The organism is Pseudarthrobacter sp. MDT1-56 (assembly GCF_059383555.1).
In genome coordinates this window covers 146,945-164,922 of the sequence record NZ_JBWZCK010000012.1, presented here as the reverse complement: position 1 = coordinate 164,922, position 17,978 = coordinate 146,945, and the positions used below count along the sequence as shown (strand labels likewise).

Here is a 17,978-nt window from a genome sequence, read left to right as displayed (position 1 = left end):
GTGTGGGAGAGTAGGTCACCGCCGGAACATCATTAAACGGTCGAGAGCCCCAACCACACGGTCGGGGCTCTCCCGCATTTAACCCCCCAAACAGCACCACAGGGCCCCGGCCTACCGCAGGCCAACCTCCGATAGCTGCCTGCGTGCCGTCCAGCCGCCCTCAGCGCCCGCCGGAGGATCCCGGCGCCCGAGTTCCGGGCCCGGCGTCGCAGGAGCCAGACGGCGTCCATGGGGCCGGGGGCGGGCCCCGGCGCGGCAGGATGCCGTCGTCGGCCGGCTCCAGGGGCCGGAAGCGTTGCCCCGGATCTGGCGGGATCTGAGGGAGCCGGTGGGCGGACACGGCCCCGGCTGAGGGGGCGTCCGCTGATGGCGAAATAATGCCCCGAAAGGCGTCGTTTCCCGGGTTTTTCCCCAAAAAAGGCCGAAAACACGCGGAATTTGCCACCTCCGCGGCGGCAAGCTGGTAAGTTTTCGAACAGTGGCTTGTGCGCATGCCGTGTGCAGGCTCCAGAAATTATGACCGTCCAGGAGGACATAAATGGCTAAGAACCGTAGTGAACTTGTTGCAGAGGTAGCAGGCAAGGCCGGCACCAGCCAGGCAGCCGTCAACTCCGTGCTGGATGCGATGTTCGAGGTCTTCGAGACCTCTGTCGCCGCGGGCGAAAAGATCACCATCCCGGGCTGGCTTGCAGTTGAGCGCACCGACCGCGCAGCCCGCACCGGCCGCAACCCGCAGACCGGCGAGACCATCCAGATCGCCGCAGGCCACAGCGTCAAGCTGACCGCCGGCTCGAAGCTGAAGGCTGCGGTCTCCAAGAAGAAGTAGTCTTCTGTGAACGCTTGAAAGGAGCGGCGACCCTCTGGGTCGCCGCTCCTTTTTCGTTAACTGCTGCGTCCGCCCGCAGCGCCCAGGCAGCTGGCGGGTATCGCTCGATTCGGCGGGCAGGCGGGGCGTAGCGGACAATGGAACTGTGCCTTCCGCAGCAAATCCTCGTACCACCGCCGCCGCTCCCACCCCGACAGGGGGACCGCGGGGCTCCGTAGCGGGCTCCGGAATGATCTCCCGGCCCTGGTTGTTCGCTGGCGTTGCAGCCCTGTTCCTCGGGCTAGTTGCCGCGTTGGTGTTCTCCGGCGCCGCAGCCGCCCGCGAGGTCTCCGACCCGGGCGCTCTGGTCCGCTGGGGCCTGCCGGTCAGCAAGGCTGTGCATAACACCGCCCTGGCCACTGTGATCGGCGCCTTGCTCTTCGCCGTCGGTATCCTGCCCCGCACCCTTGCCGGCTCCCGATCCAAGGACCGGGACGTCCCGGAACATCCGGCCTTCACCCGGACGCTGGCGATTGCCGCCGCCGCCGGGGCCGTCTGGACGCTCTCAGCGATTGCCGTGCTGGTGCTGAGCTACTCGGATATCGCCGGCCAGGGGATCTCCGGGGACGCGGAGTTCACCCGTTCCTTGGTCTATTTCATGACGGACATCGAGACCGGCCGCGCGTGGCTGGCCGTCGTCATTATCGCCGCCGTGGTCACCACGGCCTTGTTTGGCGTCCGTTCCCAGGTCGCCCTGGCGGCAACCCTGGTACTGTCCCTCATCGGGCTCGTCCCGTCAGCGCTGATTGGACACTCCGCCAGCTCCGCCGACCACGAAGGTGCCATCAACTCGCTCGGCCTGCACCTGGTCGGGGTGTCAGCCTGGGTCGGCGGCATCATCACGCTTGCCCTGCTTTCCGGCCTCCTGGGAAGCACCGGCTCCGGCCCTAAGTCCGGCAGCCGGCCCGATATCACCGAGCCGACGTTCCGGCGTTTCTCCTCCCTGGCAGGCTTCGCCTTCGTCCTTGTCTTCGCCTCTGGGGTGATCAACTCCAGCATCCGCCTGACGTCCTGGAACGACCTTTTCGGCTCGGCCTACGGGCAGCTGATCCTGGCCAAAGCAGCGGCCACCCTCGTCCTTGGTGGCATCGGCCTGATGCACCGGAGCTGGGTCATCCCCCAGCTGGGCAGCCAAGGCGGGGGGCTGTCCGCCCGCCGCGTGCTCTGGCAGCTGGTGGTTGCGGAGCTGATGATCATGGGGGCGACGTCGGGCGTCGCCGTCGCGCTCGGCCGCTCGGCGCCGCCGCAGGAGCAGGCGCTGGCGCCGGACGCCTCCCCGGCCTTCATCATCTCCGGGTACGAACTGCCGCCGGAACTGACGCCGGAACGCTGGCTGACTGAATGGCGCCCGGACTGGCTCTGGGTCGCCGTCGCGGTCTTTGGCCTGGTTGCCTACATCCTCGGCATGCGCAAGGTCCTCCGGCGCGGGGACTCCTGGTCCTGGTTCCGGGCCGTCAACTGGGTGATCGGACTCGGTGTCCTGACGTACGTGACCTCCGGTCCGCCGGCGGTCTACGGCCGGGTACTGTTCTCGGCGCACATGGTGGACCACATGGCGCTGACCATGGTGGCCCCCATTTTCCTGGTCCTTGGCGCCCCCGTGACGCTGGCCCTCCGTGCGCTCACGGCGCGCCGTGACAGCTCCCGCGGCCCACGCGAATGGCTGCTGATCGTCATCCACTCGAAGTTCTCCCAGCTGGTGACGCATCCGCTGTTCGCCGCCGCGAACTTCGCCGGCTCGATCGTGCTGTTCTACTACTCGGACGCGTTCGGCTACGCGATGCGGGACCACATCGGCCATGAGCTGATGAATCTGCACTTCGCCCTCACCGGTTACACCTTCGTGCTCACCATGATCGGCACCGACCCGCTGCCCCGGCGTGCGCCGTACCCCATGCGGCTGCTGCTCCTGCTGGCCACGATGGGTTTCCATGCCTTCTTCGGCGTCGCGATCATGGGTGGCACCGGACTGCTGGCCGCGGACTACTTCGGCAACCTCGGCCGGACCTGGGGCCCGTCAGCCCTGCTGGACCAGCAGATGGGCGGCGCAGTGGCCTGGGGTATCGGCGAAGTGCCCACGCTGCTGGTGGCGATTGGCGTCGCCGTCATGTGGTCCCGGTCCGACGCGCGCGAGTCCAAGCGCACCGACCGGGCGGCGGACAGGAATAACGACGCCGATCTCACCGCTTACAACAATATGTTTGCCAAGCTGGCCGAGCGCGATGCCCGGCTGGCCGAACGCAACTCAAAGCTGGAAGGACGCTCATGACCGAAACCGTACGCACCCACCTCCGGGTCCGGGCCTCCGAACTGGTGGGCCGCAACTGGCTCAACACCGGGGGAAAGTCCCTGGACCTGGAATCCCTGCGCGGCAAGATTGTGTTGCTCGACTTCTGGACCTTCTGCTGCATCAACTGCCTGCACGTGCTGGACGAACTCCGCCCGCTCGAGCAGCAGTACTCCGACGTCCTCGTGACGGTCGGTGTGCACTCGCCCAAGTTCGAGCACGAGGCTGATCCGGTGGCCCTGGCCGCCGCCGTCGAGCGCTACGAGATCCGCCACCCGGTCCTGGACGATCCTGAGCTGGACACCTGGAAGGCGTACACGGCACGGGCCTGGCCCACGCTGGTGGTCATCGACCCCGAGGGCTACATCGTGGCGCACCTCTCCGGTGAAGGCCACGCCGATGGCCTCGCCGTGCTGATCCCGGAGCTGATCGCCGAGCACGAGGCCAAGGGCACCCTACACCGCGGCGACGGGCCGTATGTGGCGCCGGAGCCGACGTCGGGCACCCTGCGGTTCCCCGGCAAGGCCCTGTTTCTCCCCGACGGACGCGGCGTCGGAAGCGCGTCGGAGGCGGGTTCCTGGCTGGTCACCGACACCGGGCACCACCGCCTCGTGGAGCTCTCCACCGATTTCCAGACCGTGCTGGCCACCTATGGCTCCGGCGACAAGGGCCATGCCGATGGCAATGCCGCCTCGGCACGCTTCAACGAACCCCAGGGCCTGGTGCTGCTCCCTGAAGACGTCGCCGCCGAGACCGGCTACGACGTCGTGATTGCAGACTCCGTGAACCACCGCCTGCGCGGGCTGTCCCTCGCGGACGGATCCGTCAGGACCCTGGCCGGCAACGGTGTGCAGCGGCTTCTGGAGACCGGGCCGGCCCGGGTGGACGAAGAAGGGGCCGCGTACGGTGCCCGGCTGGAGGCGGATCCGCTGCAGGTTTCCCTCAGCTCGCCCTGGGACGTGGTCTGGTCCACCAAACTGCACGCCGTCGTCGTCGCGATGGCCGGCGTGCACCAGATCTTCAGTTTCGACCCGCGCTCCGGCGCCGTGTCCATCATCGCCGGCAACGGCCTCGAGGGCCTGCTCGACGGCCCGGCCGAGGAAGCGTGGTTCGCCCAGTCCTCCGGCCTCGCCGAGGACGCCGACGGCAACGTCTGGGTGGCGGACTCCGAAACCTCGGCGCTGCGCAAACTCGTAATCGGCGACGGCGGCGCCATCACCGTTGAATCCGCCGTCGGCAAGGGCCTGTTCGACTTCGGCTTCCGCGACGGGGAGGCCTCCGAGGCCCGGCTGCAGCACCCGCTCGGTGTCACCGTGCTGCCGGACGGCTCGGTGGCGATTGCCGACACGTACAACGGTGCCGTCCGCCGCTACGATCCCGCCTCGGGCACGGTCTCCACCCTGGCGCGCGGGCTGTCCGAGCCCTCCGACGTCATTGTGGACCACACCCACGTTGCCGGCGCCGAGCCGCTGCTGGTGGTGGTCGAGGCGAACAAGCACCAGCTGGTCTACGTGCCGATCCCCAAGGAAGCGCAGCAGGTGGATGAAGGCGCGGTCCAGACCCACCGGCCCAAGAGCCCCGTGGCCCCCGGGCTGCTGGAGCTGGCGGTCCGCTTCACCGCGCCGACTGGCCAGAAACTGGACGACCGCTGGGGCGACCCGACCCAGCTGAAGATCTCCTCCACCCCGCCGGAACTGCTGCTGGCCGGCGGCGGAACGTCGGTGGGACTGCTCCGCACCCTGGAACTCGCCGCCGACGTGCCCGAGGGCGTGCTGCACATCACCGCCCGCGCCGCTGCCTGCGACGGCCCGGAGGACGCGGACGGCGAGATCCCGGACCACGCTGCGTGCCACCTGTACCAGCAGGACTGGGGCATCCCGGTGCTGCTGCAGGCCGACGGCGACACCGAACTGGTGCTGGACCTGCGCGGAATGGACTGACCTCCGCCGAAGGTGCCCGGTTTTGGCTGCTGTCCGTGACCTCGGTGTCACGGACAGCAGCCTTTTGGCTTTTACCGGGCCCCGGACCCGCGGCAGGCCGCTGGCGCGGGGGCTAGTAGCTCAGGAGCGGGGTGACTTTGACGGTGTCGGCGTCGACGTCCAGGCGCGTGGTGAAGCTGAAATCGTGGACGTTGTTGACATACGTCACGGCCCCGGTGAACAGATCCACCTGCTGGGCCTCGATTCGTGCTTTGCCGTTCAGGGGCGCCACGACCCAGCGTCCGCCGAAAGGTTCGATGCTGACGGTGGGGTACTCGCTGATACTCCAGTCGATGGTGCCGTCTATGACCCGGTTGTTGGTGGTGTGGTAAAACGGGCAGTCCGGCTGGAGTTTCTGCTCCTTGTCGGCGGTGTCGGCGCAGGTGTCCAGGAACTCGTTCACCTTGTTGCCCACCGCCTCCTTCAGCCCATCGGTGGCTTCCGTCATCAGGTTCAGCGGTGTCACGGGGACGTCCCGGCCGGGCACAGTGGCCGTGGTGGGTGCAGCGGAAAAGTACTCACCGGCCAGGGAGGCCTCGTACTCGCCGGGGTAGAGGACGGCGAAGGAGTTGCGGCCGTTGGGCATGTTCACCGGAACCCCGTTGAGGGTGGCCTCGCTGGCATTGACCACCGTGACGTCAAGGACCGGAAGGGCGGCGGGCACAATGGCCCATGTGTGGAAGAACAGCCATTCCGTGCCGGACCTCTCCAGCAGGAACTCGGTCCGCAGCTCGCTGCCGTCAATCGTGTAGTCGATCGGCACCATGACCTGGTTGTTGCCGCGGTCCTCGGCCTCGCCGTACTTGATGCCGCTGATCCGGGCGGTGGCGGTCTGCAGCGCCGTCCCGTCCAGCATGGCGGCGTTGCTTTGGGGAACGGAAGCGCGCAGCAGGCCGAGGGCTTTCTCGCCTTCGCCCTTCTGCAGGGCATCGATATATTCACGGACAGGCTGCTGCGGGCTGGCCAGGGTGTTGTTCACGACGTTGACCGCGACGATGGCTCCGGCCACGGCAAGCATGAGGACCAGCAGCCATGCGGCTGCGATCCTGACCAACGCCTGACTCATTTGCACTTACCTTACGTTACCTGCACCCCACAGGATTTCCCTTGTCACGTGGACCCCATGTGACAGGTCCGCCTAGCGGCGGCGGCGTTTGGGGGCGGTGCCGAAGACACCGCGCAGCAGTTCGCGGCCGAGCTGGGTCCCGAGCGAGCGGGCCATGCTCTTGAGCCCGCCGCCGAGGGCGCCGCCCAGGGCCCCGGCAAGGTCTCCGGCCATGCCGCCGTCGTCCGCCGGCTGCCGTTGAGGCTGCCGGGGTTCCTGGCTGGATTCCTGGCGGTCGGACGCCGCAGCGGGCCGGCTGCTGGGGCGGCCCAGGATTTCCTCCTCGATCCGGCGTGCCTCGGCGTCGACGTCGGAGGTGCCGCCGGGGGCCGGAGCGGGGGCCGCCGGGCCCGTGTCCGCCGCGGCCTTCCCGGAGATCTTCTCGTAGGCGGAGACGTTGTCGACGGCGGTGCCGTACTTGGGCAGCAACGCCGAGCCCCCCACGGTGCTGGAGATCAGGGCGTCGGCGCTGGGGCCCATGACGGATTCCGGCGCGCGCAGGCGGGTGAGGGCGACCGGCGTCGGGGCGCCCTTCTCGTTCATGACGGTGATGACGGCCTCGCCAATCCCGGCCGAGGTGAGGGTTTCCTCGAGATCGTAGTCGCTCCGAGGGAACGTCGAGACGGTGGCTTTGAGTGCTTTGGCATCCTCCGGCGTGTAGGCACGGAGGGCGTGCTGCACCCGGTTGGCGAGCTGCCCGAGGACCTCCGCGGGGACATCCTTGGGGGTCTGGGTGACGAAGAAGATGCCGACGCCCTTGGACCGGATCAGCCGCACGGTGGTGTTAATGGCGTCCAGGAGCGCCTTCGAGGCGCCGTTGAAGAGCAAGTGGGCCTCGTCCAGGAAGAACACCAGTTTCGGCTTGTCCAGGTCGCCTGCCTCGGGCAGGTCTTCGAACAAGTCCGCCAGCAGCCACATCAGGAAGGTGGAGAACAGCATCGGCTTGGTCTGCAGGGTGGGCAGCTCCAGGCAGGTGATGACGCCGCGCCCGTCCGGGGCGGTGCGCATCAGTTCGGCGGTGTCGAACTCGGGTTCGCCGAAGAACTTTTCCATGCCCTGCGCCTCGAGCGTGATGAGTTCACGGAGGATCACGCCGGCTGTCGACTTCGACAGGCCGCCGAGTTCCTGGAGCTCGTCCTTGCCTTCCGCGGAGGTGAGGAACTGGATGACGGCGCGCAGGTCCTTCAGGTCGATCAGTTCGAGGTTGTTTTTGTCCGCGAAGTGGAAGACCAGCTGCAGGCTCGATTCCTGCGTGTCGTTGAGCTCCATGACGCGGGAGAGCAGGATCGGGCCGAAGGAAGTGACGGTGGCGCGGACCGGAATGCCGTTGCCGTCGCCACCCAGGGCCAGGAACTCCACGGGGAATGTCTTTCCGGTCCAGGGCTGGCCGATCCCCGCCGTGCGTTCCATCAGTTTTTCGCTGCCCGTGGCGGCCGTGGCCAGCCCGGACAGATCGCCCTTGATATCCGCCAGGAATACCGGGACCCCGGCAGCGGAGAGCTGTTCGGCCATCATGTGCAGGGTGACGGTCTTGCCCGTGCCGGTTGCCCCGGCCACCAGCCCGTGGCGGTTCATCATGGACAGCGGCAGCCGGACGGGGGCATCCTTGTGGACTTCGCCGTCGATGATCGCGGCGCCGAGCTCAATCGTGGGTCCCTCGAGGGTGTACCCCTTCTGGATGGTGGCGACTTTGTCTGCGGTGGATTTGATGGCCATGCGGACAGCTTAGCCGGGTCCGGCAACCCGGACCCGGCTTCGGCAGGTGGTGTTGCGGCGGTGCTATTCGGCGAGGGCCTTGAGGACTTCCTTCGCCACGTCCTCGCTGGACTGCGGGTTCTGGCCGCTGATCAGGTTACCGTCGCGCACCACATGTGAGCTCCACGCGGCAGCGTTGTCGATGACCACGCCCTTGTCCTTGAGGGCGTCCTCCACGAACCAAGGTGTGTTGGGGCCGGTGCCTCCGTTGAGTTCCTCCTCATTGGTGAAAACGGTGAGGCGGCGTCCCGCGAAGGCGAACGATCCGGCGTCGTCCGTGGCGCTCAGCAGGCCGGCCGGGCCGTGGCAGAACGGGGCGATGATCTTGCCGGCCGTGTTCGCCGAGACCAGGATCCTGCCGAGGGCGGCGTCCTGGTAGAGGTCGGTCATTGGGCCGTGGCCGCCGGGCAGGACGATCGCGTCGTAGCCGGAGGGGTCGACGTCGGCCAGCGCGAGCGGCGCGGACAGCTCGGCGTCGATCTCGGCGAGGTACGTACGGAAGCTGTCGGCGCGGTCCTGGCCGCCTGCGGACTCGGCCGCCAGGCTCACCTCGTCGACCGTGGGCCTCGCGCCGCCGGGCGTGGCGATGTGGACGGTGTGTCCGGCATGGCGGAGGGTCTGGTGCGAAACCACCAGCTCCTCGGCCCAGTAGCCGGTGGGGTGTTCGCTGCCGTCACGCATGGTGAGGGAATCGGCGGCGGATACAACCATCAGAATGCTAGCCATGTCAGGCTCCTGTTCTGCCGGCCACGCGGCCGGCGGTGCTTAGTAGGGGTTCTAGCGTGCGGCTTCGAGTTCGGAGAACGTCGTGTCATCCAGGACGATGCCGGCAGCGGCCAGGTTCTCTTCGAGGTGCTGGACCGAGCCGGTGCCGGGGATCGGCATCATGACGGGGGAGCGGCGCAGCAGCCAGGCCAGAGCCACCTGGGACGTGGAGGCGCCGAGTCGTTTGGCGGCCGCATCCAGCGGGCCGCCGGGCTGGGCGAGCTCTCCGGCGGAGATCGGTGCCCAGGGGATGAAGCCGATCCCGTTCTCCTCGGCGTAGTCGAGCACGTCCTCGGAGCTGCGGTCGGTCAGGTTGTAGCGGTTCTGCACGGTGGAGACGGTGAAGTACTTCCCGGCCTCCTCGAGTTCTGCGACGCTGACCTGGGACAGGCCCAGCGCCTTCACCTTGCCCTCCTTTTGCAGGTCACGAAGCACGGTGAACTGCTCCTCCGGATCCACCTTGGGGTCGATCCGGTGCAGCTGCAGCAGGTCGAGCGCGTCGACCTTGAGCTTGCGCAGGCTCAGCTCGGTCTGCTGCCGGAGGTATTCGGCGCGGCCCAGCGGCACCCATTCATGGGGGCCGGTGCGCGTAAAACCGACCTTGGTGGCGATCCGCAGACCGTCCTTGTAGGGGTACAGGGCCTCGGCAAGGATCTCCTCGCTGATGTTCGGCCCGTAGGAATCGGCGGTGTCAATGAAATCGACGCCCAGGTCGACTGCACGGCGGACGACGGCGAGGGCGGCCTTGCGGTCCGCAGGCTCACCCCAGACGCCGTCCCCAACAATGCGCATGGCCCCGAACCCCAGGCGGTGGACGGTTCCCAGGTCCTTGAGATCGATCGTGGCGGACGTTTCCGGATGCGGTGAGTTGTCATGGCTCATAGGGGCGGCAACTCCCTCAGCCTGCTGAGTATTCCAACCGCCGGCCCGCACGGCGGGTTTCCCGGCACGGGGCAGGGCCCGGAAGTAAGCTGGGGTATGGCCACCCGGGTATTGAGAAAAGTTGTTTCCGCCGCCATCACGTTTGGCCTGCTTCTGCTGGGCGGAGGGCCGGCCGCGGCAGCGCCGCCCCGAAATGCCGAGCGGGTCGGCATCGACGTGTCCTGGCCCCAGTGCGGCAAGACCCTCCCCAAACAGCCGGCGTTCGCGATCGTCGGGGTGAACAACGGTCTCGCCAACACCACCAACCCGTGCCTGGCAAGCCAACTCGCCTGGGCAGACACCGCCCCGTCCCCGGCGCTCACCGCCCAGCCTCGGGTGGCACTGTACGTCAATACGGCCAACCCCGGCCGGCAGGGTTCGTGGTGGCCCAGTTCCAACCACTACGGCGGCGTTGACGTACCCAACCCGTACGGTGTGTGCGGCAGCGGGGCGGACGCCTTCCGGGCCTGCTCCTACATGTACGGCTACGCGAAGGCCCACGACGACGCCACCATCCGCGGGGTCGAGAATCCGGAGGACTACCTGTGGTGGCTGGACGTGGAGACCGAAAACAGCTGGCAGGCGGATAAGGCCGCCAATGTCGCGGTCCTCGAAGGCATGACCGATTACTTCACCGGCATCAACGCCAAGGTCGGCCTGTATTCCACCGGCTACCAGTGGAGCCAGATTGCCGGCACCGTCGCGGCGAGCAGCCCGCTCGCGGGCTTGCCGAGTTGGCTGGCGGGGGCGCGGTCGCTGACGGGTGCCAAGTCCCACTGCTCGTTGCCGGCGCTCACCCCCGGCAGCCGCGTCGCCCTGACGCAGTTCGTCTCCGGCGGGCTGGACTACAACTACTCGTGCCCCTGAGCCGCCACGGGCTGCTACATGGGGAGCGGCACAGCTGAGGCAGAAATAACCCGGAGCCCGGCGTCGTTGTCGACAGTGTGCCCATGCCGGGATCCGGCGCGGCACCCGAGACTTCCCCGCTACGAAAGGCCGGCTTTTCCGTGACTGTTCCGCTTTCCATCCTTGATCTGGCAACCATCGGCAAGGGCCAGACGGCGGCAGAGAGCCTCGCGGGGAGCGTCGCGATGGCGCAGCTTGCTGAGAAGGTGGGCTACCGGCGGGTCTGGTACGCCGAGCACCACAACATGTCGGCGATCGCCTCCTCGGCCACCAGCGTGCTGATCGCCCATGTCGCCGCGCAGACCGCGAGCATCCGTCTCGGCGCCGGCGGCGTGATGCTGCCCAACCACTCGCCGCTGACCATCGCCGAGCAGTTCGGCACCCTTGAAACCCTCCACCCGGGCCGGATCGACCTGGGCCTGGGCCGGGCGCCCGGAAGCGACCAGAACACGCTGAGGGCCCTGCGCCGCGACCCGATGTCCTCGGACAGCTTCCCGCAGGACGTACTGGAACTCCAGGGCTACCTGACCGGCCCCACCCGCATTCAGGGCGTGGAGGCCACCCCCGGCAAGGGCACCGACGTGCCGCTGTACATCCTGGGATCCTCGCTGTTCGGCGCCAAGCTTGCCGCGCAGCTGGGGCTGCCGTACGCCTTCGCCTCGCACTTCGCGCCCAACGCGCTGCAGGACGCCGTCGCGCTCTACCGCCGCGACTTCCAGCCGTCCGCGCAGCTGGACGCCCCGCATGTGATCGCCGGCGTCAACGTGATCGCGGCGGATTCCGCGGCCGAGGCGCAGGAGATGTTCCACGCCACCAAACGCGCCCGCGTCTCGCTGTTCTTCGGCAACGGCCGGGAGTTCAGCGACGACGAGGCGGACATGATCCTGGACTCGCCGCAGGGCCAGCACGTGGCCCAGATGATGAAGTATTCCGCCGTGGGCACCCCGGACGCCGTGCTGGAATACCTGGACGGATTCACCGCCCACGCCGACGCCGACGAGCTCATCGTCGCGCACCAGAGCACCGGCACCGAGGCCCGGCTGCGCTCGGTGCAGCTGCTGGCCGACGTCGCCGGACTGGTCCGGGTCTAGGCGCCAGGGGTCCGTCAAGCAGGGGCTCCGTCACGCACGGCAGGCTTTAGCGAGGCTCGACGCCGTCCCGCCGCGGATTGGCGCGGCCCGACGGCCCGTCCGGTGCCAATAACCCGCCCTGCGTGACGCGGTCCGGCGGGGGACGACGTCAACGCCACGCGTGTTGGTGAACATCGGTAGGGCGTGCAGGACGTTGCGGTTGCGGATGTTACATAGCTGCAACAGCCGGGACACCCGCGGGAAATCGTGCCGGGAGGATACTGGAAGTACGTCCTCCACGGACGGTCGCAGGCATTGGGGACTACTCGAAGGACTCCGCACATGCCCACTCCGCTCAACCAGTCCCTGGCCGATTCTGCCCTCCTGACGAAATCCCTGCCGCTGGGCCTGCTCCGCGCCTTTGTACAGACCAACGCCGCCGACGACGGGCTGACGCCGCACCTGCTGGCCGAACTCAAGATCCTGGCCCGCGCCCCCGGGCTGCTGGTGGCCTGCAACTACGGCGGTACCCTCTGCGCCGCGGAAGGCATCTCCACCGAAACCCTGCCGCTGGGCAGCGCCGCGATTGCCCTCCGGGCACTGGCTGCCCTGCCGAACACCCACGCTGCCGTCATCTCGGGGCGTTCCCTGCGCGACCTGGCCGCCGTCTCGCGGCTCCCGGCCGAGGTGCACCTGGTCGGCTCGCACGGCGCCGAGTTCGACATGGGCTACGCCCACGGACTGTCCCTGGCCACCGAGTCCGTGCTCCAGCAGGCCAGCCAGGCACTCGCCGAAACCGTGGGCGCCTACCGCGGCATCACCATCGAGCGGAAGCCCGTCGCCGTGTCAGTGCACACCCGCCCGGCCGCCCCCGACGTCGTCGCGCTGGCCACCGAGCAGGCGGAGGCCATCGCCCGGGCGCACGGGCTGTCCTTCATCGTGGACGGTTCGGTGCTGGACCTGTCCGTGGTGGAGCCGGCCAAGGCAACCGCCCTGGAACACCTGCGCTCCATGCTCGGCGTCAGTGCCGCCCTTTACGCAGGGGACGCAGCCAGCGATGAGCTGGCCATGGCGACCCTGCGCGGGCCGGACATGGCCCTGCGGGTGGGGGAAGGCCCCACGCTGGCCGCGCACCGGCTGCGGGACCCTGAGTCCTTTGCCCGGGTGCTGGCCATCCTCTTTGAACTGCGCCGGGCCTGGCTGTTCGGGGAGGACGCCGTCGGCCTGGAACGGCATTCGCTGATCGGCAACGGCTCCTCCACGGCGCTGATCACCCCGGACGCCAAGATCTGCTGGATGAGCCATCCGCTGCCGGACTCGGGGTCCCTTTTCGCGCATCTCCTCGGCGGCGACGCGGCCGGCCACTTTTCGGTCGAGCCGGTGAAGGCCTCGCAGGTCCTGGGCCAGCGCTATGTAGACAGCACCATGATCGTGGAAACCCGCTGGGCCGACGTTACCGTCACTGACTATCTGGAACCGGCGCCGGACGGGGTGACCAGCCTGGTCCGGGTGCTCTCGGGCACGGGAACGGCGCGGATAGTCTTCGCGCCCCGGCCGGACTACGCGAACGCGCCCTTCAGCATGGAGCCCCGGGGCGAGGAGCTGCACGTCGTGGGGACCGCTGACCCGATCATCCTGCTCGCTCCAGGCGTCAGCTTCACCATCACGTCGGACGGCCGCCACGCCACCGCCACGGCCGACGTCGAACTGCGGCACGGCCCGGTGGTGCTGAACCTGCGCTGCGGCGACACGGAACACCAGCGCGCGGAGCCGCCGGAGGAAAACTCGCGCCGCGCCGCCGTCGCACATCATTCCCGGCGCTGGGTGCAGGCACTGCAGCTGCCCTCCGTGAAGCCCTCCCTGGTCCGCCGGTCCGCCCTGGTGCTGCGAGCCCTGGTCCACGAGCCCACCGGCGCCGTGCTGGCGGCGCCGACCACGTCGCTGCCGGAGGGGATCGGCGGCACCCGCAACTGGGACTACCGGTACTGCTGGCTGCGGGACGGCTCCATGACGGTCAACGCGCTGGTGGACCTCGGCTCGACGTCGGAGGCGGAAGGGTTCCTGGGCTGGCTGGGGCGGATCCTGGCCCACGCCCCCGGCCCGGAGTGGCTGCATCCGCTGTATTCCGTCACCGGGGCGCCGCTGTCCACCGAAGCCATCATCGAGAGCCTCCCCGGCTATGCGGGGTCCCGGCCGGTCCGGATCGGCAACGCCGCGGACCACCAGGTGCAGCTGGACGTTTTCGGGCCGGTCGCCGAGCTGATCGATGCCTTGAGCGCCCGGCAGGGGGCGCTGGATGATGCGAACTGGGAGCTGATGGTCCAGATGGCTTCGGCCGTCCTGGCCCGCTGGCACGAGGCGGACCACGGAATCTGGGAAGCCCGGCGGGCACCCCGGCACCATATCTACACCAAGGTGATGTGCTGGGTGGCGCTGGACCGGGCGCTGCGCACCGCCGTCCGGCACGGCCGGACGCCGCTTCCGGAGTGGGAGCCGACGGCGGCGATCATCCGGGAGGAAGTCCTGCGCGAAGGCTGGGATGAGAGTGCCGCGTCCTACACCGTGGCCTACGACAGCCCGGACCTGGACGCCGCGGTGCTGCACATCGGGCTCTCCGGCCTCCTGGACGTCTCCGACCAGCGTTTCCTGGACACCGTCACGGCGGTGGAACGGGAACTGCGGGTAGGGCCCACCGTGTTCCGCTACCGGTACGACGACGGCCTGCCGGGCCTGGAGGGCGGCTTCCACATCTGCACCACGTGGCTGATCGAGGCCTACGTTGCGGTGGGCCGGATCGAGGAGGCGTGGGACTTGTTCGACCAGCTGGTCAACCTGTTCGGGCCCACCGGGCTGCTGCCGGAGGAGTACGATCCGGGCACCGAGACGCATCTGGGGAACCACCCGCAGGCGTACTCGCATCTGGGCTTCATCCGCTGCGCGCGGCTGCTGGACGCGCTGCCGAAGAACTAGGGGGCTCCCCTGGGGGTGAAGCGGAATGCCCGCTATTCGCAGGCGACTCCGTCGCGGTCGCCGTCCATCTGCTCGCGGTAGCCCGGCTGGCCGGCCCGCAGCGGAGCGGCCCCGGCGGCACGGGCGGCGGCGCAGTTCGCGTAGTGCACGGCCGTCGAAGCGGGTGGGGCGGCCGGGGGTGCGGCGTCGGCCGGGGCAGGTGCGGCGTCGGGTGCCGGCTGGGGTTTGGCTGGTGCCGGTGCTTCCGGGCCGGCGGGGGTGGTGGTGTCCTGGCATCCGGCCAGGACCCCTAGCCATCGCATCGTGTTCCGCCCGGGTGACCCAGAGCCCGTAGCTGGCCTTGACCGAGATCTGGCGGGCAACGTAGTCGCAGCGGTAGGACTTGTTCGGCGGCAGCCAGGTGGCGGCGTCGCCGTCGCTCTTTTGCTGGTTGGTGGGGCCGTCCACCGCGAGCAGGTTCAGCGGATCGTTGGCGAAGGAAAGCCGCTGATCCTCGGTAAGCTGCTGGGCGCCCTTCTGCCAGGCGTCGCTGAGGGCCACGACATGGTCGATCTGCACGGCGGCGCTGGTGCTGTTGCCGCGGAGGAAGTTGACCAGGCTTGCCGTGTAGGGGTCGTTCAGGATGCCGGAGAGGACAACGCAGTCCCGGGTGCCAGGCTTGAGGGCGAGATCGGTCAGGTCCCGGCGGAGCATGTCATTGCGGGTGTCGCAGCCGTTGCGGTCGACGTCGGCCCAGGCCTGGCCGAACTGATCGCGCGAGTAACCCGTCTTCGGGGCCCGGCCCTTGACCGGGATCGTGGCCAGCACGTCCATGGCTTTGCTGGCGGCGGGGTCCGGTGCGGCCCCCTCGGCGGTGGGCGGAGGACTCGCCACAGGGGCCGGGGCGGTGGAGCTCTCAGCGGGGGCAGAGGCGCTCGCGGCGGGGGCCGGCGCGGCGGCCGGTGCCGTCCCGGGGCTGGCGCAGGCAGTGGCGGAGACCAGCAGCAGCCCTGCCAGCCCGGCCGCGATCCAGTCGACGGCGCCGGACCTGGCGGTCCTGGATCCCGCAGTGCTGCGTAGTGTGACCCTGTGCAATTCTTCCCCACTTCATGCTGTTGCCCCGGGCCCCCGCGGAGCAGCTTGAGACCGGTCCCAGCGTACCGGCGTCCACAGCACCGCGGGGCCATATCGCGCCCATGACGTGGCAGCGGCCACGGGCTCGGGGTCAGCGGAGCCGCGGGCGGGACGCCGAGAACATCGCCGGCGCCGGCCCTTCGCCCGTGGCGAGGTCGGCGAGGATCCGCCCGATCACGGGCGTGAATTTGAACCCGTGGCCGGAGAAGCCAGCGCCGATCACGAGGGGCCCGATGCGGTCGAGGATGAAGTTCTCATCCACGGTGGTGGTGTAGGTGCAGCTGATGTCCGTGAGGGAGTCCGCATCCACGCCGGGCAGCCAGGACCGCGCGTAGCGTTGCAGCGCCGCCAGTTGCGCCGGCTCCGGCGTAAACGACCTCCGGTCCGGGTCCACCACCGGCCCCACGCCGTGCCAGCCGGCCTTGATGCCCTCCCCGGGAGTCTGCATGCCGTAGACCGGTGAGTACCAGTCCGCGAACTCCACACCCTGGCCCGGAACATGGTTGAACCCGGGCCAGAGCGCACCCTCGTCCGCAATGGCGAAGTGCGCCGGCTGTTCCTGCGTCACGGTGAGCTGGGGGAGGGACGCCGCCGTGCCGAGCAGTTTCGAGGTCCAGGCACCGGCCGTGACCACGGCCTGCCGGGCGGTCAGAACCTCGGTGCGGCCCCCGGCGTCGAGCGTGAGCCGGACGCCGCCGGCCTCCACGGCGAGGTCCAGCACCTTGACCCGGTGCCGGATCTCGGCCCCGCGGCCCGCGGCGAGGCGCTGCAGCACCGGCAGGGCGGCATCGGGATTCAGCTGCCCGCCGTCGGGCATGTGCAGCACCTGCTGGTCGAACCGGATGCCGCGCCAGCGTTCGGCGGCTTCCGTGGCACTCAGGAACTCGGCCCGCAGCCCTGCCCCGTGCAGGGCGCTGCGCACCTCGCCCAGCCGCGGGTCGGTGCCGTGGTTCACGACGCCGGTGCGCGCCAGGAGACGCTCACCACCGTCAGCCTCGAGCTCGTCCCACAGCCGGACGGCCTCGGCGAGCATTGCCACATAGTCCGGATCTGCGTAGCCGGGGTTGAGGTTCCGGGTGGCGCCGTGCGACGCGCCGTTGCGGTGTCCGGGGCCGAACTGCTCCAGCAGGGTGACGTCCCGGCCGCGGCTGGCCAGGACCCAGGTGGCCGCCGAGCCCATGGCCCCGCCTCCGATGACGACGGTGTCCAGGCTGGCGGTCATGGGTCCTCCGGAGGGTGTTGGTGCTGAGGTGAGCGAGCGTTCGTTGGGGTGGGCGTCAGGCGAGAAGCAGTGCGACGCCGATCATGCCCGGCACGGCGACAATGGTGGTGATGAGGACGGTGTCCTTGGCGACCGTGAGGCCGGTCTGGTACCGGCTGGCGGCAACGAACACGTTCTGCGCCGTGGGCAGGGCCGAGGTAACCACGACCGCGAAGAGGGCCTGGTCCTCCATGCCGAGGCCGAAGCGGGCGAAAACGTAGGCCAGCGCCGGATGGACGAAGAGCTTGAAGCCACTGGCCAGCAGGGTGTCGAGGCGCCGGCCGGCCGAGGCCTGCAGGGGCCGGGAGTCATTGAGGCTCATGCCGAAGGCCAGCAGCATGGCCGGAATGGCGGCGCCGCCGATCAGGTGGATGGGCTGCATCACCAGCTCCGGGACCTTCCAGCCCGTCCCCGCCACGAGGAGGCCGAGGCCGGAGCCCACGATCATCGGATTCCGCAGGATCATGACCCCGAACCCCAGCAGTGTGGTCCGGTGGCTGCTGGTAGTGGCGTCGAGGGCCATCAGGAACAGCGGCGTGAAGAAGGCCAGCTGGAAGATGAGCAGCGGGGCCACGTAACTGGCGTCCCCGAGGACAAAAACGGCGATGGGGATGCCCAGGTTGGCGGAGTTGGCCAGCGACGCGCCCATGGAGGACATCAGGGATTCCGGCACCGAGCGTTTGAGCAGGAAACGGACGATGACGAAGAAGAGCGCCGCCGTCGCGATGGCCCCGACCGCTGTGACCAGGAGCGGCGCGGCGAAGACGTCGTGCAGTTTGGCCTTGCTGAGCGTCTCGAATAGGAGGGCGGGGCTGGCGACGAAGAATGTCAGGGCGCTCAGCACGGACCTGGCGTTCTCGCCCAGGATGCCGCGCCGGCCGACGAACATGCCCACCAGGATGATGCACCAGACCACAAAGAAGCCGGCCAGGACCCCTAGCACGCGGCAGCCCGCGGCGGGGAAGGCGGGGAATGGGCGGC

General features: G+C 69.0%; 14 protein-coding genes and 1 pseudogene. 7 read left to right on the top strand and 8 right to left on the bottom strand.

Going from position 1 to position 17,978, the window contains the following annotated elements; all coding sequences use genetic code 11:
- Positions 1-538: 538 nt before the first annotated feature.
- The 3 genes from AC50YC_RS16940 (at position 539) to AC50YC_RS16930 (ending at position 5,092) form a co-directional block, all read left to right on the top strand.
- Complete coding sequence (locus tag AC50YC_RS16940) at positions 539-826, top strand: HU family DNA-binding protein (RefSeq protein ID WP_066436531.1); 288 nt, start codon at positions 539-541, stop codon at positions 824-826.
- A 229-nt stretch (positions 827-1,055) separates the two neighbouring features.
- The gene (locus AC50YC_RS16935) at positions 1,056-3,134 is read left to right on the top strand and encodes a bifunctional copper resistance protein CopD/cytochrome c oxidase assembly protein (RefSeq protein WP_494954466.1); all 2,079 of its coding nucleotides are present in this window, start codon (positions 1,056-1,058) and stop codon (positions 3,132-3,134) included.
- Positions 3,131-5,092 (top strand): NHL domain-containing thioredoxin family protein, encoded by a 1,962-nt coding sequence (locus tag AC50YC_RS16930; RefSeq protein WP_494954462.1) that lies wholly within the window; start codon positions 3,131-3,133, stop codon positions 5,090-5,092. The genes AC50YC_RS16935 and AC50YC_RS16930 overlap by 4 nt, the downstream gene beginning before the upstream one ends.
- A gap of 112 nt (positions 5,093-5,204) precedes the next feature.
- Here the strand turns inward: AC50YC_RS16930 and AC50YC_RS16925 are convergent, their stop codons facing one another.
- From AC50YC_RS16925 to AC50YC_RS16910, 4 genes are all read right to left on the bottom strand, one after another.
- The gene (locus tag AC50YC_RS16925) at positions 5,205-6,197 is read right to left on the bottom strand and encodes a hypothetical protein (protein WP_494954461.1); all 993 of its coding nucleotides are present in this window, start codon (positions 6,195-6,197) and stop codon (positions 5,205-5,207) included.
- Between the two features lie 72 nt (positions 6,198-6,269).
- Complete coding sequence (locus AC50YC_RS16920; protein ID WP_494954460.1) at positions 6,270-7,952, bottom strand: helicase HerA-like domain-containing protein; 1,683 nt, start codon at positions 7,950-7,952, stop codon at positions 6,270-6,272.
- 63 nt (positions 7,953-8,015) lie between these two features.
- Positions 8,016-8,717: a type 1 glutamine amidotransferase domain-containing protein gene (locus AC50YC_RS16915; RefSeq protein WP_494954459.1), complete on the bottom strand. Its 702-nt coding sequence runs from the start codon at positions 8,715-8,717 to the stop codon at positions 8,016-8,018.
- 51 nt (positions 8,718-8,768) lie between these two features.
- Positions 8,769-9,638 carry an aldo/keto reductase gene (locus AC50YC_RS16910; RefSeq protein ID WP_494954458.1) on the bottom strand — a complete coding sequence of 290 codons (870 nt, stop codon included), beginning with the start codon at positions 9,636-9,638 and terminating at the stop codon, positions 8,769-8,771.
- Between the two features lie 96 nt (positions 9,639-9,734).
- Here AC50YC_RS16910 and AC50YC_RS16905 point away from each other — a divergent pair, with 96 nt between their 5' ends.
- The 3 genes from AC50YC_RS16905 (at position 9,735) to AC50YC_RS16895 (ending at position 14,623) form a co-directional block, all read left to right on the top strand.
- Positions 9,735-10,544: a glycoside hydrolase family 25 domain-containing protein gene (locus tag AC50YC_RS16905; RefSeq protein WP_494954457.1), complete on the top strand. Its 810-nt coding sequence runs from the start codon at positions 9,735-9,737 to the stop codon at positions 10,542-10,544.
- Between the two features lie 140 nt (positions 10,545-10,684).
- Positions 10,685-11,674: an LLM class flavin-dependent oxidoreductase gene (locus AC50YC_RS16900; protein ID WP_494954456.1), complete on the top strand. Its 990-nt coding sequence runs from the start codon at positions 10,685-10,687 to the stop codon at positions 11,672-11,674.
- A gap of 321 nt (positions 11,675-11,995) precedes the next feature.
- Positions 11,996-14,623 (top strand): trehalase-like domain-containing protein, encoded by a 2,628-nt coding sequence (locus AC50YC_RS16895; RefSeq protein WP_494954455.1) that lies wholly within the window; start codon positions 11,996-11,998, stop codon positions 14,621-14,623.
- Between the two features lie 32 nt (positions 14,624-14,655).
- Here AC50YC_RS16895 and AC50YC_RS16890 read toward each other — a convergent pair whose 3' ends face one another.
- Both AC50YC_RS16890 and AC50YC_RS16885 read right to left on the bottom strand, forming a co-directional pair.
- A complete protein-coding gene (locus AC50YC_RS16890; protein ID WP_494954454.1) occupies positions 14,656-14,925 on the bottom strand; it encodes an excalibur calcium-binding domain-containing protein in 270 nt (89 codons plus the stop codon).
- 46 nt (positions 14,926-14,971) lie between these two features.
- Positions 14,972-15,316 (bottom strand): annotated as a pseudogene (locus tag AC50YC_RS16885) (HNH endonuclease family protein); the annotation flags it as partial.
- A gap of 103 nt (positions 15,317-15,419) precedes the next feature.
- Between AC50YC_RS16885 and AC50YC_RS16880 the strand changes: the two are divergent.
- Positions 15,420-15,746: a hypothetical protein gene (locus AC50YC_RS16880; protein ID WP_494954453.1), complete on the top strand. Its 327-nt coding sequence runs from the start codon at positions 15,420-15,422 to the stop codon at positions 15,744-15,746.
- A gap of 81 nt (positions 15,747-15,827) precedes the next feature.
- Here the strand turns inward: AC50YC_RS16880 and AC50YC_RS16875 are convergent, their stop codons facing one another.
- Together AC50YC_RS16875 and AC50YC_RS16870 are read right to left on the bottom strand one after the other, a co-directional pair.
- A complete protein-coding gene (locus AC50YC_RS16875) occupies positions 15,828-16,958 on the bottom strand; it encodes an FAD-dependent oxidoreductase (RefSeq protein WP_494954452.1) in 1,131 nt (376 codons plus the stop codon).
- Positions 16,959-17,013: 55 nt separating this feature from the next.
- Positions 17,014-17,940, bottom strand: coding sequence for an AEC family transporter (locus tag AC50YC_RS16870; protein ID WP_494954451.1), 927 nt, complete (start codon positions 17,938-17,940; stop codon positions 17,014-17,016).
- Positions 17,941-17,978 lie beyond the last annotated feature (38 nt).

Excerpts from the sequence above, each read along its gene's own strand:
- AC50YC_RS16875 (WP_494954452.1), bottom strand. The coding sequence starts at position 16,958 with ATGACCGCCAGCCTGGACACCGTCGTCATCGGAGGCGGGGCCATGGGC.
- AC50YC_RS16895 (WP_494954455.1), top strand. The coding sequence starts at position 11,996 with ATGCCCACTCCGCTCAACCAGTCCCTGGCCGATTCTGCCCTCCTGACG.
- AC50YC_RS16930 (WP_494954462.1), top strand. The coding sequence starts at position 3,131 with ATGACCGAAACCGTACGCACCCACCTCCGGGTCCGGGCCTCCGAACTG.
- AC50YC_RS16940 (WP_066436531.1), top strand. The coding sequence starts at position 539 with ATGGCTAAGAACCGTAGTGAACTTGTTGCAGAGGTAGCAGGCAAGGCC.
- AC50YC_RS16920 (WP_494954460.1), bottom strand. The coding sequence starts at position 7,952 with ATGGCCATCAAATCCACCGCAGACAAAGTCGCCACCATCCAGAAGGGG.
- AC50YC_RS16935 (WP_494954466.1), top strand. The coding sequence starts at position 1,056 with ATGATCTCCCGGCCCTGGTTGTTCGCTGGCGTTGCAGCCCTGTTCCTC.
- AC50YC_RS16905 (WP_494954457.1), top strand. The coding sequence starts at position 9,735 with ATGGCCACCCGGGTATTGAGAAAAGTTGTTTCCGCCGCCATCACGTTT.
- AC50YC_RS16890 (WP_494954454.1), bottom strand. The coding sequence starts at position 14,925 with ATGCGATGGCTAGGGGTCCTGGCCGGATGCCAGGACACCACCACCCCC.
- AC50YC_RS16915 (WP_494954459.1), bottom strand. The coding sequence starts at position 8,717 with ATGGCTAGCATTCTGATGGTTGTATCCGCCGCCGATTCCCTCACCATG.
- AC50YC_RS16925 (WP_494954461.1), bottom strand. The coding sequence starts at position 6,197 with ATGAGTCAGGCGTTGGTCAGGATCGCAGCCGCATGGCTGCTGGTCCTC.
- AC50YC_RS16910 (WP_494954458.1), bottom strand. The coding sequence starts at position 9,638 with ATGAGCCATGACAACTCACCGCATCCGGAAACGTCCGCCACGATCGAT.